The 15307-nt window shown below is 55.0% G+C and carries 12 protein-coding genes; 1 reads left to right on the plus strand and 11 read right to left on the minus strand.

Annotated features, from left to right (window positions below):
* Positions 1–26: 26 nt before the first annotated feature.
* The 10 genes from RE6C_RS13245 to RE6C_RS31640 all read right to left on the minus strand — a co-directional run bounded on the left by RE6C_RS13245 (position 27) and on the right by RE6C_RS31640 (position 13477).
* Entirely contained in the window at positions 27–3263 is a 3237-nt protein-coding gene (locus RE6C_RS13245) for an efflux RND transporter permease subunit (protein WP_008657269.1), read from the minus strand.
* Between the two features lie 12 nt (positions 3264–3275).
* A complete protein-coding gene (locus tag RE6C_RS13250) occupies positions 3276–4967 on the minus strand; it encodes an efflux RND transporter periplasmic adaptor subunit (RefSeq protein ID WP_008657270.1) in 1692 nt (563 codons plus the stop codon).
* A 1003-nt stretch (positions 4968–5970) separates the two neighbouring features.
* Positions 5971–6885: an SHD1 domain-containing protein gene (locus tag RE6C_RS13260; RefSeq protein ID WP_039961963.1), complete on the minus strand. Its 915-nt coding sequence runs from the start codon at positions 6883–6885 to the stop codon at positions 5971–5973.
* Complete coding sequence (locus RE6C_RS13265; protein WP_008657275.1) at positions 6882–8972, minus strand: glycogen debranching protein; 2091 nt, start codon at positions 8970–8972, stop codon at positions 6882–6884. Before RE6C_RS13265 ends, RE6C_RS13260 begins: the two co-directional genes overlap by 4 nt.
* An 89-nt stretch (positions 8973–9061) precedes the next feature.
* Complete coding sequence (locus RE6C_RS13270; protein ID WP_008657277.1) at positions 9062–9622, minus strand: hypothetical protein; 561 nt, start codon at positions 9620–9622, stop codon at positions 9062–9064.
* Between the two features lie 33 nt (positions 9623–9655).
* Positions 9656–9967: a glycogen-binding domain-containing protein gene (locus RE6C_RS13275; protein WP_008657278.1), complete on the minus strand. Its 312-nt coding sequence runs from the start codon at positions 9965–9967 to the stop codon at positions 9656–9658.
* A gap of 138 nt (positions 9968–10105) precedes the next feature.
* Positions 10106–10942, minus strand: a complete 837-nt coding sequence (locus RE6C_RS13280; protein WP_081605640.1) for a universal stress protein — start codon at positions 10940–10942, stop codon at positions 10106–10108.
* Between the two features lie 44 nt (positions 10943–10986).
* Positions 10987–12744, minus strand: a complete 1758-nt coding sequence (gene glgP / locus RE6C_RS13285) for an alpha-glucan family phosphorylase (protein ID WP_236618186.1) — start codon at positions 12742–12744, stop codon at positions 10987–10989.
* Entirely contained in the window at positions 12719–13144 is a 426-nt protein-coding gene (locus RE6C_RS13290) for a BON domain-containing protein (RefSeq protein ID WP_008657287.1), read from the minus strand. Before RE6C_RS13290 ends, glgP begins: the two co-directional genes overlap by 26 nt.
* 93 nt (positions 13145–13237) lie before the next feature.
* A complete protein-coding gene (locus RE6C_RS31640) occupies positions 13238–13477 on the minus strand; it encodes a hypothetical protein (RefSeq protein ID WP_144054745.1) in 240 nt (79 codons plus the stop codon).
* 250 nt (positions 13478–13727) lie between these two features.
* Between RE6C_RS31640 and RE6C_RS13295 the strand changes: the two genes are divergently transcribed.
* Entirely contained in the window at positions 13728–14546 is an 819-nt protein-coding gene (locus tag RE6C_RS13295) for an anti-sigma factor (RefSeq protein WP_160167204.1), read from the plus strand.
* A 241-nt stretch (positions 14547–14787) separates the two neighbouring features.
* On the opposite strand, the gene RE6C_RS13300 is transcribed toward RE6C_RS13295, so the two are convergent.
* On the minus strand, positions 14788–15192 hold the full coding sequence (locus tag RE6C_RS13300; RefSeq protein WP_008657291.1) for a MerR family transcriptional regulator: 405 nt from the start codon (positions 15190–15192) through the stop codon (positions 14788–14790).
* Positions 15193–15307 lie beyond the last annotated feature (115 nt).

A 15307-nucleotide genomic window follows, 5' to 3' on the forward strand; every position in this document is an offset into this window, starting at 1 on the left:
CTCCTTCGGCTTGGCCGAATCAAGGGTTAGACCGTCAGCCGTTCGGGCAACTTCTCTGATTCAAGAACTTCGTTTGAATCCGATGACTGCTCCGACTCTGGGTCGGTCGGGTCGTTGGGTTCGAGTTGATGACCATCATCATCTCCACCATCTCCGTCAAACTTTTCAACCGGCAGGTTGAAGACCACATAGAGCACTCGCAAAACGAGCAAGCTCATAATCATTGCGCTACACACGCCGCCGATCACAACCGTTGCCAACGGTCGCTGCACCTCGGCACCCATGCCGGTACTGAACGCCATCGGCACGAAACCAAGGCTGGCGACGAGCGTCGTCATTAGGATCGGACGTAATCGCGTCATCGCGGCTTCTTCGACAGCTTCATCGAGCGAACGACCACGCCGTCGCAGTTGCCGGATCGTTGAAACCAGCAACATGTCGTCCAGCACCGCAACGCCTGACAAAGCGATGAATCCAACGGCAGCCGAAATGGAAAACGGCATGTCGCGAACCCATAGTGCCAGCACTCCCCCGATCCAAGCGAACGGAACGCCGGTGAACACTCGTAACGAGTCCACCCAGTTGCGATAGGTCGCGTAGAGCAACGACAGGATCATCAACAACGCGATGGGAACGACGATCATCAACCGCAGTTGGGCACGTTGCAGGTTTTCAAATTGGCCACCCCATTCGACACGGTAGCGTCCCGGTGGCAGTTGGACCTTTTCGTCAATTGTGCGTTGGGCTTCAGCGACAAAACTACCCAGATCGCGTCCACGGACATTCGCTTCGATCGTGATTCGCCGTTGATACCAATCACGCTTGATTGTGTTCGGCCCCTCGACCTTCTCGATCGTGGCTAAGCGAGACAAAGGGATGCGTTCACCCGAAGGCGTCGCCACCAAGATTTGACGAATCGCGTCGGGATTGGCTCTCGCCTTTTCCGGCAAGCGAATGATCAGCGGGAAACGCAATTGCCCTTCGTACACTTCGCCGACGTGATGGCTGCCTAACGAACGCACAAGATTCATGATCGTGCTGGCCGACACCCCGTAGCGTGCGATCTCGTCTTGTTTGACACGAATCTGCAAAACGGGTTGGCCAGACACCTGTTCGACCTTGACGTCTTCGCTGCCGGGAATGGCATTGAGCGCCCGTTCGATCTCGCTCGCCTTCTCGACCATCAGATCGAGGTCATCGCCATAGAGGATTGCCGCGACATCCGACCGAACGCCCGAAATCATTTCATTCATTCGCATCTCAATCGGCTGTGACATCGCCAATCGAGGGCCGGGCAAGTCTCGAAGTTCTTCCTGAACCTTGATGACCAATTCTTCCTGCGTCTCCGCCCTCGTCCATTGTTCGCGTGGATGCAGCGTCAGAAACAAGTCGGTCAGTTCAGTTCCCATCGGATCGGTCGCGACTTCCGCCGTACCGATGCGGCTCCAGACCTGCGATACCTCATCAGGAAACTTATCCAGCAGAACCTGCTCCATTTGCGTGTTGTATCGCATGGATTCTTCCAGCGTTGTCCCCGCCAGACGCACGACGTTGATCGTGATCGCACCTTCGGAAAGTCGCGGTACGAACTCGCTGCCAAGGTTCGGTGCAACCAAACCAAACACGCTGACCAACAACAATAGTGCTGCACCAATCACAAAGGTCTTATGGTGCATCGTGAACCGAAGGACCGGTGCATAGAGTCGCTTGAGCACACGGATCAACAGCGGCTCTTTCTCTTGAACGTTCTTGGGCAAGAACAGACTGGCCAAGACCGGCATCAGGGTGAGTGATAGGACCATCGAACCGGCCAGCGCCATGATGACAGTGATCGCCATCGGTCGAAACAGTTTGCCTTCGATCCCTTCGAGCGTCAAAATCGGCAGATAGACGATCATGATGATTAATTCGCCAAACATCGTCGGCTTGCGAACCTCGATGGCCGCCTCGCGAATGATCTCCAGTCGACTTTTGCCGTCCCGGTTGTGTGCCAAATGCCGCACGCAGTTCTCGATCATCACGACGCTGCTATCGACGACCAACCCAAAGTCGATCGCACCCAGGCTCAGCAGACTGGCGGCGATGCCGAACTTCAGCATCCCCGAAAATGCAAACAGCATCGACAACGGAATCGCTGCCGCGACGATCAAACCCGCTCGCAGATTCCCCAGGAAAATGAACAGCACTGCGATTACCAGCAGGCCACCTTCAAAGAGATTCTTTTGAACGGTGTGAATCACGTGGTCGATCAATTCGGTGCGGTCGTAAACCGTTTGAATCCGAACGCCTGCTGGCAACGTTTCTTGAATGCTGGCGATCTTTTCCTTGATGGACCAAGTCACGTCGTGACTGTTCTCGCCCATCAGCATGAACCCCAGCCCCAAGACCGCCTCCCCTCGTCCGTTCGCCGTGACCGCCCCGCGTCGGATTTCGTGTCCGATTTCCACCTCCGCTACGTCACGAATGCGAACTGGAACGCCCTCTTTGGCGGTGATGACAACATCCTTGATCTCTTCCAGATTGACCGTTCGACCAACGCCGTGGACCAACAACATTTCGCTGCCGTCGGTAACCGTTCCGCCGCCGACGTTCTCGTTGTTCGCTTCGATGGCTTCACTAACTTGCTCGAACGTCAGTCCATACTTCACCAACAAATCCGGTTGCAGTCGAACCTGATATTGCTTCTCGTACCCACCCCAACTGTTCACTTCGGCCACACCTCGAACCGATCGCAATTGTGGCTTGACCACCCAGTCGTGAATCGTTCGCAACTCGGTCATGCGTTTGACACGCTCGGCCTGAGAGGCTTCCGAGAAGTCAACACCGTCGTAAACCAGAACGTAGTGAAAAACTTCGCCCAAACCGGTCGAGACCGGACCCATCTGCGGTCGGCTGATACCGTCGGGTAGCTCGACTGTGGATAACCGTTCGTTAATCAACTGACGAGCAAAATAGATGTCGATGCCATCATCAAAAATGACCACGACCTGTGACAGACCGAACTTGGAGATCGAACGTAGTTCGTGGAGTCCCGGCAATCCGCTGATTGCCTGCTCGACGGGAAAGGTGATCTGCCGTTCGATTTCCTCAGACGCCAATGACGGGGCGACCGTGTTGATCTGAATTTGAACCGGAGTGGTGTCCGGGAATGCGTCGATATCGAGCCGCTGGAGCGAGAGTACTCCAACGCCAGCGAACAACAACGCGGCCAAGATGACCAAGGCGCGGTGCTTGAGCGAGAAATCAATGAGGTAGTTAAGCATCCGTGCAATCCTTTATTCGGCGACGCAGTCGCAGCCTGCACCAAGGTTGTTCTTGAGAAGTTGTGCCCGCAGCACGTCGCTGCCGTCGGTCGCGATCACTTCGCCCGGTAACACACCCGAAATGATTTCTGTCACATCGCCATTGACCGCTCCCAATCGAACCGAGCGGACATGGAAAACCTTGTAGCTGTCGGGGCTGGCGAAGTAGTCCTTGTCGCGGACGAAGACGACTTGGCAACAACCTTCCCAGTGAGAGGAGCCGGTTGGGATCACGATCGCTTCGGACTCTTGTCGCAGGATCACTTCGCCCATCCCAAAGGTTTCGTTGCGAAGACGTCCGTCCGAGTTATCCAACACGGCTCGAACCTGCAACATCCGCGTCGTGTTGTCTGCCGAAGTGCTAATCCAATCCAAGGTTCCGCTGACGACTTCGCGGCTCCCGTCGGCGCGAAACTCGACAGGCTGACCGATCGCCAACTGCTCGGAGCTTTCCAGCGGAATGTTCAACGTCAACCACATTTGTCGAACGTCGGCGACCTGAAAAAGAATCCGCGTCGGATCAACGACCTCGCCCGCGGAAACACTCCGCTGAACCACGACACCTTGGATCGGCGATCGAATCGGCAGCAGGTTTGACGTGACGGTTCGACTGTTCAACTGCGCCCGAAGTTCGTCCGGAATCCCCAGCAATCGCAAGCGATCGAGCACCTGTTGTTCCGACAGGCCCTGCAACTCACCGACTTCTGCGGGCAGTCCCAAATTCCGCAGCGATTGCTCCGCCGCCAAGACGTCCGCCTGAGCTTTCGCCAACGCCGCGTTCGCATCCAAGATTCGGGAACCGGCAATCGCGGCGCGAGCGCTGCTCAATCGCGAAACGTTTTGCTGTTGAAGTTTTTGTTCCGCCAACGCCCGCAGTAAGTCCGTTTTGATGTCACCAACTCCCGCCGCGTCAATCACCGCCAGAACTTCACCAACCTCCACCGGATCGCCCACATTCTTGGTGACCTTCCAAACGCTTCCCGGCACCCGCGACGCCATGCTCGCCTGTCGCGTTGGATCGTAGATAATTTCTCCGTTACCAACGATCGACTCGGTGATCGGGGCACGCTCGACCAGTTCAACATCGACGCCAGCCTGTTGAACCGACTCGATCGAAGCGAACTGAATTCGTGACTGGTAGACCTCGCAAGCACTGTTGTTTTCTTTGCGAGGCGCAATCGCCAACGCACGAGCGGCACGTTCCAAATCTTCGACCGGAACCGTTGGCGTTTCCTTGAGCTGAGCAACATCGGGATGGTCGAGCGTGCAATTGTGAACACCATGAACGCTGCACCAACCGTAGTCAGGCCCCTTGGCCATCAACGTCGGATCACACTCGACGCAAATGGACTCCGGAACCGCATGTTCTTCACACCAATCATCGACAACCGGCTCGACATCACCGGTCAACGCGGCGAACTTAGGAATCCGCCAATCGTTGTGATGCCCATACCAAAACACGGCAGCGAACCCAGCCAATACGAGTGTCGGCCCGATACTTCCTAGCACCAACGAGATGCCGCGGCGAATGGGACCACGAGGTTTTGATTCGGCGTCCTGAGTAATTTTAGTTTCGGCGGCGGGAACCTTGTGTCCGTTGACGGACGGCTTCACGGGTTCTTGCCGAGGACTTTTTCTCGGCGCATCGGCAATCGGATGACTCATTGGAAAACCTTGCTGGCTAGAGACGGTGCAAGCAGCGCACGCAACCACTGCGAACGCATACCAAGATCAAAATCGCAGCCGACCAGAAGGGAGAAACCAAGCGTGCACATCCGTAGCCGGAGTTACAAACCGAGTTCGCCAGTCAGCAAACGAAGAGACCTAGTCGCGGCTTAGAGCAGCCAAGAAGAGTGCGCAACGCGCACCGAGCGACCCGTCAAGAGATCCAGTGGACGCGGCTGATGCTCGAATCGAGAAACCAAGACCTCTGAGAGATTAAGTGTTTCCAAACTCAGCGGAGCTAGCTCCACGGCGAGCTGAAAATCAACAATCGTCCGATGGTTCAGCTCAGGCGTGACCTGACACTCGCATCCCGTTTCGCAGGGGCAAGGTGAATCGGCCGGTGGAACGCCATCGTCATCGCAAGGCGAGTTCTGTTCACCAGAACAGCCGCAAGAATGACGCACAACTGCCACATCGCTTGCAAAACGATCGTCAAACGCACCCAGGCAAAACACCGGGCACGCGACAACTCGCAATGCGATAAACGATAATAAAAGCAGCCGAAACATTGTGTCAGTTGGTTTTTCTTAATCTGGAAGAAATCAAATATATTGTAGGCTAGAGTTAGCCTGACGACCAGTCCAGTTTATCGACATATGCTTAACGCATTGTCCTGTCATTCTTGCATAGCCAGCCGCAAAACAGGCAATTAGCATACCAACACGCCCACGACTTGACGATCCGCTCGTCAAACGAGTGTGAAAGTCGGCTGCTAGATCAGCAGCGTGCAGAGAGTCGCCAATCGCTCGCCAGTCGTCGTCGGCCACTGACTAACATCGAGCCGAGCAGACGCCCGGTGCAAAGAGGCAAGCGTCAGAAGCCGGCGTTATGCATTCCGTAGCTCTCGACGTTGAGGTTGCCGTAAGTATCAAACGGTTAATTGCGTAGGCCCCCTGCGACAGTCACTTTCAAGCTGCCATCAAAGGGTACTTACGCTTGGCTTTCAATTCCTCCTTGGCACAACTCGCATTGGGCCGACGACGTAGTTCGGATTTTGATGCTTTGCGATTTGGGCAGCTTGAATGTTGTTGCGAGCCGGAACGACGACACTCAGTGTCATGCCGTAGACGCCCGGCGGTGGCTCCATGGTGACTTCCCAGAGATCGAACACGCCCGCGTCGTAGGCTTGCAGGTTGAGTTGCAACTGCTGTATTTGCCCTGCTCGCATTTGTTGGCGTTGATAGGCTTCGGCCTGGGCGTGCGCGAGGAATGATTCCTGCTCTTTCGCTTCATAGTCCTCTTTGGCCGCCAGCCAACGCTCCCAGCCTGGCTTGAGCACGCTGACGACCTTATCAGTGAACAGGAAGAACGGCGCGCAATACAAATCGCCATCCTCTAGCTCAATCATCACTCCGGCACATTCAAACGTGCGAGGCTCGCCTTTGAGTTTCTTCGCCCATTGCTCAAGCTCTTTCTCACCAGCGATTTCTTCGCCTGTGAAGTGCTCCACTATCTTGGGGATAATGGCTCGGTAAACACCAGGCATCTTGTCGAACCGGCGGTTGTTGACGTAGACGCGCCCGAGTCGTCGTTGGATCACGACCGGATGCTTGTCAAAGCCAACGATTCGGCCCGGCATTTTCAAGCCAGACTTCAGCGTCCAAACTTGCGTGCTTCCGGTCGATTGGCCTAGCTTTGATGCTTCCGTATCAACGTATTCCTGGTCCTGCTTTGACAGCTTTTCCAAGGGCACGGCCACCAGATCGCTGTTGGCCTTCTTAAGCACCACAGTCGAGTCACTAAAAGCGATCATTTCACCGGTGATGCTGTAATGTCCGGTCGAGTCGGACCAATCTTTTGCGGCGGCATTGGTTGCAGACGCGACAACCATTGTCAGCCAAAGTAGATAAGTTTTCATCGTTGTGTATCTCCTGTGTGTGACGTGAATTGCTGCAAGACAACGACGCTGCGTGGATTGACGCGGTAGGCGTGCTGGTTGAGGACCGGGCTGGATTCTTCGCACTGGATATCGAGTGGACTGGGCAGCGAAGTGTCGATCACCCTTTGCCAATCGCGATCTCGTGGATGCACAACAAAGTGACGTGAATCTTTCGAGCCGTTGACCATCACGTAAAGATCGCAGCCCGAGTTCCGTGAATCTCGCAAGTGATATGCCAACCCATGCGACTGAGCCGACATGTCGATGTTCGGATCTTCGGCACCAAACCATCGGATATCTTCTCGCCAAAACGTCGATCGTCCGATGGACGGATGCTTTTTCCGGAAGGCGATCATCTGCTTGAAGAAGCGAAACACTTCTTGGTTGGATTCGAGTCGATGCCAGTCAAGCCAACTCGTTTCGTTGTCTTGGTTGTAGGGATTGTTGTTGCCGCCCTGCGTTTGCATGAATTCGTCGCCCATGCGGAACATCGGCGTCCCAGCCGAAAGCATTAACAGACAACAGAAGTTCTTGACTTGACGTTTGCGTAAGTCTCGCACGGATTGGGGAGCGTCAGCGTCGCCTTCCCAGCCGTTGTTGGAGCTGTATTCATTCGGACCATCGTGGTTGTTTTGGCCATTGGCTTCGTTGTGCTTGTCGTTGTAGGCGACGACGTCATAAAGCGTGAAGCCATCGTGCGATGTGACGTAGTTGATGCTCTGGAATGGCCGGAATGACTGTGAAGGGTGATCAGGAAATAAGTCACTGCTTCCATACAACCTGGTCATCAGGTCCGGCACCATGCCATCATCGCCTCGAACGAAGCGTTGCAACGTGTCACAATAGCGACCGTTCCACTGCATCCAAGTCTGACCGGGGAACGAGCTGCCCAATTGGTACAGCCCGGCGGCATCCCAGGGTTCAGCAATCAGGCGGACGTTGGCCAAATCGGGATCACTCGCAATCTGATCGAAAAGTGGTGGCTGTTGCAGATTGATGTTGCCTTCCGAGTCCCTTGAAAAGACCGACGCGAGATCGAAACGAAATCCGTCGACATGCATTTCCTTTGCCCAGTATCGCAGGCTATCGACGATGAGCGACCGGACGGTGGGATGCGACGTGTCGAGGGTGTTGCCGGTGCCGCTGAAATTTGCATAGGGCGAGGCGGGATCACTTGAGGCTACGTAATAGACGTCGTTGTCGATTCCACGGTAACTGTAGGTCGGCCCGCGATGATCGCCTTCGCATGTGTGGTTGTAGACGACGTCCAAGATGACTTCGATTTTGGCCGCGTGCAGCTCACGAACCATCTCGCGAAACTGGCTGTGTTGCTCGCAAGACGAGTGGTGAGACGAGTAGGCGTGATGGGGCGAGAAGAAGTTGAGCGGCATGTAGCCCCAATAGTTGTTGTCTTCCGGATCGAATTGAAAGACCGGCATCAGTTCAACCGCGGTGACGCCAAGCTCCTTGAGGTACGGAATTTTTTCCACGACGCCAGCGAACGTGCCGCGGTTGCTCGGATCAACATCTGAAGAGGGATCGCGTGTGAATCCACGCACGTGCATCTCGTAGATCACCAAATCCGAACCATGCCGAATCCTCGGCTCATCACCCCAGTCAAACGGACAACGGCACACATCCAGCCGCCCCAGCGGAGAACGCCCCGCATTGGAACCGGGCGAGCGAGCTGCTTCGCGGTTGAAGCAATCCGGGAAGAAAATGCTGCGTGAGTACGGGTCGAGCAAAACCTTTTCAGGGTCAAAGGCGTGCCAGGGCAGAGCGGAATCCTCGACGGGGCCATCGACTTGGTAAGCGTAGTATTCCGCATCGCCCGCTTCAGAGATGGGGACACGGCAGTGCCAAATCGGCCCCGACTTGTTCTTCAGCGGATCAAGTTCGACGGAGTGCCATGGAACGCGCAATTCGTCTTTGAGGTACATCAACAGCGTGACGCTGCGAGCATTGCCTGCATGGATGGCGAAGTTGTACGCTTGTTCCGGCTCCAGCCATGCAACGCCTAGCGGCCGTGGCTTGCCATCGTCCTGCTCCCAACTTGGTCCCTGCAATGGGCGTCCGCGCGGTATTGACCTCACATCCGTACCACAGTGACGGCAATGCGACTGGATTGTCTTCTGTATCATTGGATTGCCAGTTTCTAGTGTCCCGACCGTGTGCGTTCAAACTCGACCTGCAAGCTCAGCAATTCAGATCGCAATCGGTCGATCTGCCATTGCAAGTGCTGCATCGGATCGGCTGTGATTTCGGGCTGTTCAGCCCTTTCCAACGCCAGTCTCGCGAACTGGGCGTTGAGTTCCAACCGCTTCAGTTCGTCTTCACGAAGATAGCCCGTTACCTTCTTTGCCCAAGCGAGTTGTTGCTCGGCGAGGACAACGTCATTTTTGACTGATTGCAAATGACTCTTGTGCAGGTCGTGATCCGTCTGCTTTCCCGCCTGCTGAAGCAACTTCGTCGCGTAGGCCACCTGGTTCTCAAGCCTTAGCATCGACAGCTTTGAGTTCATATTGGGGATACGGCGGTTGGCTTTCAGCGCCGTATCCAGATCGTGTTTCGCCAGCTCCAGCTTCTTTTGAAAGTACCGCACATCAACGTCATCGGTTGCGGCATTCGGTTCCTGGGTCATCGCTATGGAGGTCAGTGGCAAACCAATGAGAACCGCGATCACGACGCGGACGAGTCGGTTTCGTTGGTAGTTCATCGTATTCTCGATCGTAAATGTGGTGAGACTTGATCAGGCGACTTCGCAAACGCGATTCATGGTTCCAAAGTCATTGGGTACACATTGCGGGCATTCTCCGCTCGCATGGCAGTTGGCTTCGCAGCACCAATCGCCATCGACGACAAACTTGAATTCGTAGTGTCCCGGCTCCAGTTTGAGCTTGGCCGTCCATTTCCCGTTGTTGGTCTTGTCCATCGGTGTCGCCTCGGGATTCCACTCATTGAAGGAACCAGCCAAAAAGACCTTTTGAGCCTCGGGGGCATGGCATTCAAATTCTGTCGCCCGCTCCGTGTCCGCTTTGGGTGGAGTCTTTTGTTCAGACATTGGTTTTTCCGGGAGTTTGAGATTGGTTGTTGAACTACGAATTGGATGCTAAATCACGTCCAGGTATTCAGCCGGTTTGGAATGTTTTGCGAATAAACCAGGTAAACACTGCGTTCACTATGGATGGAGATTTGGTTCTTACTCCCCATGCCATTCCACGGGGACCGCAAGGATCGGGCATGATGCTTTCTGCACGACTTGGTCTGACGTGCTACCGCGAAGGGCATCGAGAAAGCCGTGGTGACCTTGTGTCGATAACGCAATCAAATCGGCCCCGCGTTCATCGGCCGTTTTAAGAATCTGAGTTGCCGGATCGCCGTCTTCCTTGATAAGCTCCCATGTCCAACCGTCGATGTCTGGAATCGTCACGTTCCTAAGCGCGTTCTCGTTCTCGCCGACATGAACAAGAGTTGCCGAGACGGACTTGCATTCAAGCGAATTGGCTAGCGCCCAAGACTGGGCAATGGCTTCGGCAGCGTCGGGCGTCGATGCGACTGGAACAACGATGTTTCGCAGTTCGACGTGGGCGTCATGACCGTTAACGAAACCGTCGGCACCGTGTGGGACGAACAGACAACTCGTATGGGATGAGCGTGCGATCTTTTTTGACATGTCTTGGTGCAGCCATCGGTCAATTCCCTCACGATGATGCGTTGCGATGACAATCAAGTCTGGGCGATGAACATTCAAATGCTTCAGTATTTCGCTGACGGGATCATTGCCAGCCAACAACACCTTGTGAACGCCAATCCCCAAGCGGCCAACGTCTTCAGGTAGTGCCCAATCGGGCAACAGGCCCCACTGCGAAAGTGTTTCGCGCACTCGGGGAAAATCGTCCCATGTCACCTGTTCCGGATGCCGATCCACATGCAGCACTTCGAGCAAAGCGTTGGCATTGACTGCCAGCTTCAACGCATGAACAAAAGCCGACTCTCCGCCGCAAGAAAAATCGGTTGGGTGAAAGATGCGTTGCATGATAAGTCTCCTTGGATGATTTTCTTCATGGTCGCTCGCGATCCTTACGACTTGTAATAAGCCTTCAGCACATACTGTTGGACCATCCGCTGAGTGTTGAAATGTGAGCCGTTCAACGCGATCGCGTGCGACATGATTCGCACCCATCCATCGCGGTTGCGGTAATACATCGGGGCAACAACTTCGTCGAGCTTTCCGTACAGGGCGGCAGCGTCATCGTGAAATCGCTGGGCATCGCCCGGTTTGGCTGGCGATGCATCGCCAAACGACCAACCAGTTACGCCATCGACGCACCCTTCGATCCACCAGCCATCCAGGATGCTCAGGCTGGGAACGCCGTTGATCGCCGCCTTCATTCCGCTCGTCCCAGACGCTTCCAGTGGAGGCTGGGGCGTGTTGAGCCAAACATCGACGCCAGCAACCAGCAGGCGAGCCAGCTCCCAGTCGTAGTTTTCGAGATAGACGATTTTGATTTCTGGAGTGAGGGTGTCTTTCATGCGTACGATTTGCTGTATCAATCGCTTGCCCTCTTCGTCGCGGGGATGCGCCTTGCCCGCAAAGACCAATTGCAGCGGTCCGTGTTCCTCCGCGATTTGGCGAAGCCTGCCGGGATCGCTCACCATTAAATTCGCCCGCTTGTACGCCGTTGCACGACGGGCAAACCCAATCGTTAGCGTTTCTGGATCAAACGCGATTGATTGGCGTGAGTTGATCTCGTCAATCAAATCAAGCTTGGCCGCCTGGTGGGCCTGCCATACTTCGTTCTCGGGAATGGCAACCGCTCCGCGAAGGCTTGCACTGTCCTCACGCCAACCCGGTAGCCACTGGTCAAACAGATTGGCAAACGATCGAGCTGCCCAAGTTCGCGCGTGAACTCCATTGGTGATGTGGTCGATCTGATAGTGATGATCAGCGTCCTTCGGCGTCAGCATTTGCCGCGAGACTTCGCCATGCTTTTTTGCAACACCGTTGACGTAGTGGCTGAGGTTGAGTGCGAGGTACGTCATGTTTAGCTCACCGCTGCAGCAAAACACTTCATGCATGTCGAATAGGTCGGTTCGACCGAGAACTCGCCCCACGAGATTCAGGTCGAATCGGTCGTGACCGGCGGGCACAGGTGTATGAGTTGTGAAGACGCATTGGCGACGCACCGCCTTCACATCGTCGCTCGTGAAAACGTCCCTTTCAAAACTCTTGGCTCGCTCGTCCAACAGTTCAAGGCCAAGCAGCGCGGCGTGACCCTCGTTCATGTGATACTGGACAACCTGGTGATAGCCCAACGCACGCAGCATACGAATACCACCGATACCGAGCACAACTTCCTGGCACAGCCGATGACTCTCGTCGCCTCCGTAAAGACGGTGCGTAAGGGTTCGATCTTCCGCCGAGTTTTCGTCTAGGTCGGTATCTAGCAACAGGACTGGAATGACGTGCCCACCGCCGTCATGGACATCGTATTGCCATGCCCGCACATGGACGGTGCGGTCCTCGATCGCAACCTGAACACGCTCGGAATGTTCTGTGCAAAACTCCGTAGGCACCCACTCCACAGACGATTCGTGCTGCCAACCGTCACCGTCGATGGATTGTGACAAATACCCGTGGCGATGCAGCAGCGAGACGGCGACCATCGGGACGCTCAGGTCCGCAGCGGCTCGCAACGTGTCACCCGCCAACACACCCAGTCCGCCGCTGTACGTCGGCATTGCCGGATCAATCGCGATTTCCATCGAGAAATAGGCAACGGTCGCCGATGTCGCCATTGATCCGTCGACTTCAATCTTCTCGCTTGTCATGCTCATTCATACTTGTGTTGCAAAGGGGCGATACTTCTAGTTCGTTGACGATGTGCTTGACTCCATCAACGCAACGGGCCAATTCCTGAGCCATTTGCTTGTGGTAAAAGCTGGTCACTGTGCCGCGAATCAATAGGACGCCGTCCTCGCAGCGACACTCCACCCGCTTCAGAGCCGTGTAGCCGCTGGATGACCAACGGCTGCGAACCGCAGCGGCGATACAGCAGTTGCAGGGCTGCTCTGCCGATATGTCGGGTTTGAGAAGATCGACTTCACGGGGCAGTCCTGAATCGTCGGCCGTCTCGTGTGGCGACTCTTCGTTAGGAGCTTGGATCGCGCCGTGCTTTTGCGATCCTCGTCGTTTGCGCGAGCCTCGTCGAGTCGCGGTGATTGTGCCCGTGTTCATTGGATGCTCCCCCGAACAAAAGGAACTGGAATACGACGATCGCCAGCAGTCTATCGACGACGCTGGCGATCTCTTCAGGTCACCCGATCACGCTCAATTGTCGTTTTCGACGACCGCTGAACTTCCGCAGCAACTTCGTTTGATAGTGCAGCAGTAAGCTCGTTTTGCACAGCAAGTGTTGCCAGCCAATTCGGTCGAGGAATCAACCGCTTCGACCTGTGACACCGCCGCCGGAGTCGCCGTTGGCGAGACATCCGCTGCCGGCAAACCAAGTGCGGCTGCACCAAAGAGACCAAGCGACAAAACACCAGCAGCTACCGATTTCAATAACATGACTTCCACCTCTAGTCGTCAGGGATTGGGGAAACAAACGGCTCAGGCAGACTTAACCGCCTTTGCTCGCTTTACTGGTAGTTGGATGCAACGAGTCGCTTGCTTCTTCACGGATTTTTCTCAGGCTTGTTCTCATTGCGATTGTTTTCTTGTTCACCGTTTTCCCGTGAAGAAGTGGCGGACGAACGGCATCAAAAACCATGGACCGACACTTGATCGGTCGAATTCGATTCTCCGATGGAGCAATCAGATGGATTGCCAACAAGTGGAGCAATTGCTCTCGCACTATTTCGATCATGAGTTACGACGCGACGAGCGGGCTGAAGTCGAATCCCACTTAGAAAACTGTCCGCCATGTTCGGACCAATTGGCCGACATTCGCATGCTTTCGGACGCGGCTCGAAGCCTCTCTTCTGATCGTCCGCCTCACGACCTTTGGGATCGGATTGCGGCTCAATTGAAAGAGCCAAGGTTGCCTGAATCAGCCAACAATCACGAAACCGTCGACCTAGAATCGAATTCTAGGTTTGATCAGAGACGATTATGGAGCGTGTTTGCGGTGGCGGCCGTGTTGCTGATTGGCGTCGGAATGGCCTGGATGTTCCAACCGTCCAGCCATCCGCATGATCCGCTGGTGAGTTACGCTCAACTGTTAGATTCAAGCCCACTGGTGGCGCAGGAGCTTCTTGTCTCCCAATACTCGGGCCAGACCGTTTCGGTGGATGAAGCGGTACAACTTGTCGGATATCGACCTCGCAATGTTGATCCGCCTCCCAGTGGATACTCGTGCGACAAGCTGGTGGTGTTGGACATGCCGTGTTGCAAATGTGTCCAGGCGGTTTGGCAGCGTGATGATCAAACGCAAGTCGCGATTTTTGAACACAAGTCCAAGATGGATGATTGGTTCGAGGGCGAGCCGAGCGTCAGCATCAAGTGCCAAGAAAAAGTCTGCCGGGTCACGCAACTCGACGGTCAACTCGCCGCAACCTGGCAAGTCGGCTCTCGGCTGGTCACCGCGATCGGAGTGAGGGATACCGATGAATTAGCGACGTTCGTAGCCGCGCTCTGATGACTGACGCAGGCTCCCGAGTTCGCAGAGGAGATTGATCAAATCTGCAAAAGAGGAAGTGCACCCCGAATTGCGTTGGTGCGCCGAGAACACCTCCATTAAATACTACCGGACGACTCTTTTGACGAGCAACAAACGACGAAGCCGTATCGCGTCGTCGGCGTAAAGGAGGGCTTGCGGCACAAATGAGAACTGCCCACATTGGATTTCTAGGTCGGAAATACTGCCTGCCCAACTCTTGCTATTTCGCTCTTAGTCCCGTAACGATTTGGCAACAATCCGTTTGCTCTTGATCCCGACATTGAGACAGCGCCAACTTCAAAACCTTGCGAACATGCCGCAAATCTTTGAGTCGGTCCTCAACATCAGTCAATCGAGCTTCGATCAGTACTCGAACGTTGCCGCATGTTGGTGCGTTTCCTTCGCCATCGGCAAGCAGTGACTTGACGTCTTCGAGTGTGAAACCAATGGCTTGCGCGGCTCGAATGAACTTCAGTTTCTTGAGCGATTGATCGCTGTAGAGTCGGTAGTTCCCGCAACTGCGATCTTCCGGTTCAACGAGACGGATTCGCTCGTAGTAGCGCAGAGTCGTTACTGGGATGCCAGCGGCTTTCGCCAATTCGCTGATTGTCAGTCGCTTGCTCATTTCTATTCTCCACGGGCCGGTTCCGAACCGGCGAAACGCTGGCTTTCGCGAGGGAAGAGCAAGAAATCGCAAATCCCGCTTGACCTTGCACCTAGGTGCAACCCCGATAATACAG

The organism is Rhodopirellula europaea 6C, assembly GCF_000338295.1.
Lineage (GTDB): Bacteria > Planctomycetota > Planctomycetia > Pirellulales > Pirellulaceae > Rhodopirellula > Rhodopirellula europaea.

What these genes read in the sequence shown, in the direction of transcription:
- RE6C_RS13300 (WP_008657291.1), bottom strand. Translation starts at nt 15,192, where the DNA reads ATGAGCAAGCGACTGACAATCAGCGAATTGGCGAAAGCCGCTGGCATC.
- RE6C_RS13275 (WP_008657278.1), bottom strand. Translation starts at nt 9,967, where the DNA reads ATGTCTGAACAAAAGACTCCACCCAAAGCGGACACGGAGCGGGCGACA.
- RE6C_RS13245 (WP_008657269.1), bottom strand. Translation starts at nt 3,263, where the DNA reads ATGCTTAACTACCTCATTGATTTCTCGCTCAAGCACCGCGCCTTGGTC.
- RE6C_RS13260 (WP_039961963.1), bottom strand. Translation starts at nt 6,885, where the DNA reads ATGAAAACTTATCTACTTTGGCTGACAATGGTTGTCGCGTCTGCAACC.
- RE6C_RS13290 (WP_008657287.1), bottom strand. Translation starts at nt 13,144, where the DNA reads ATGAACACGGGCACAATCACCGCGACTCGACGAGGCTCGCGCAAACGA.
- RE6C_RS13295 (WP_160167204.1), top strand. Translation starts at nt 13,728, where the DNA reads ATGGATTGCCAACAAGTGGAGCAATTGCTCTCGCACTATTTCGATCAT.
- RE6C_RS13280 (WP_081605640.1), bottom strand. Translation starts at nt 10,942, where the DNA reads ATGCAACGCATCTTTCACCCAACCGATTTTTCTTGCGGCGGAGAGTCG.
- RE6C_RS13250 (WP_008657270.1), bottom strand. Translation starts at nt 4,967, where the DNA reads ATGAGTCATCCGATTGCCGATGCGCCGAGAAAAAGTCCTCGGCAAGAA.
- glgP (WP_236618186.1), bottom strand. Translation starts at nt 12,744, where the DNA reads ATGAGCATGACAAGCGAGAAGATTGAAGTCGACGGATCAATGGCGACA.
- RE6C_RS13270 (WP_008657277.1), bottom strand. Translation starts at nt 9,622, where the DNA reads ATGAACTACCAACGAAACCGACTCGTCCGCGTCGTGATCGCGGTTCTC.
- RE6C_RS31640 (WP_144054745.1), bottom strand. Translation starts at nt 13,477, where the DNA reads ATGTTATTGAAATCGGTAGCTGCTGGTGTTTTGTCGCTTGGTCTCTTT.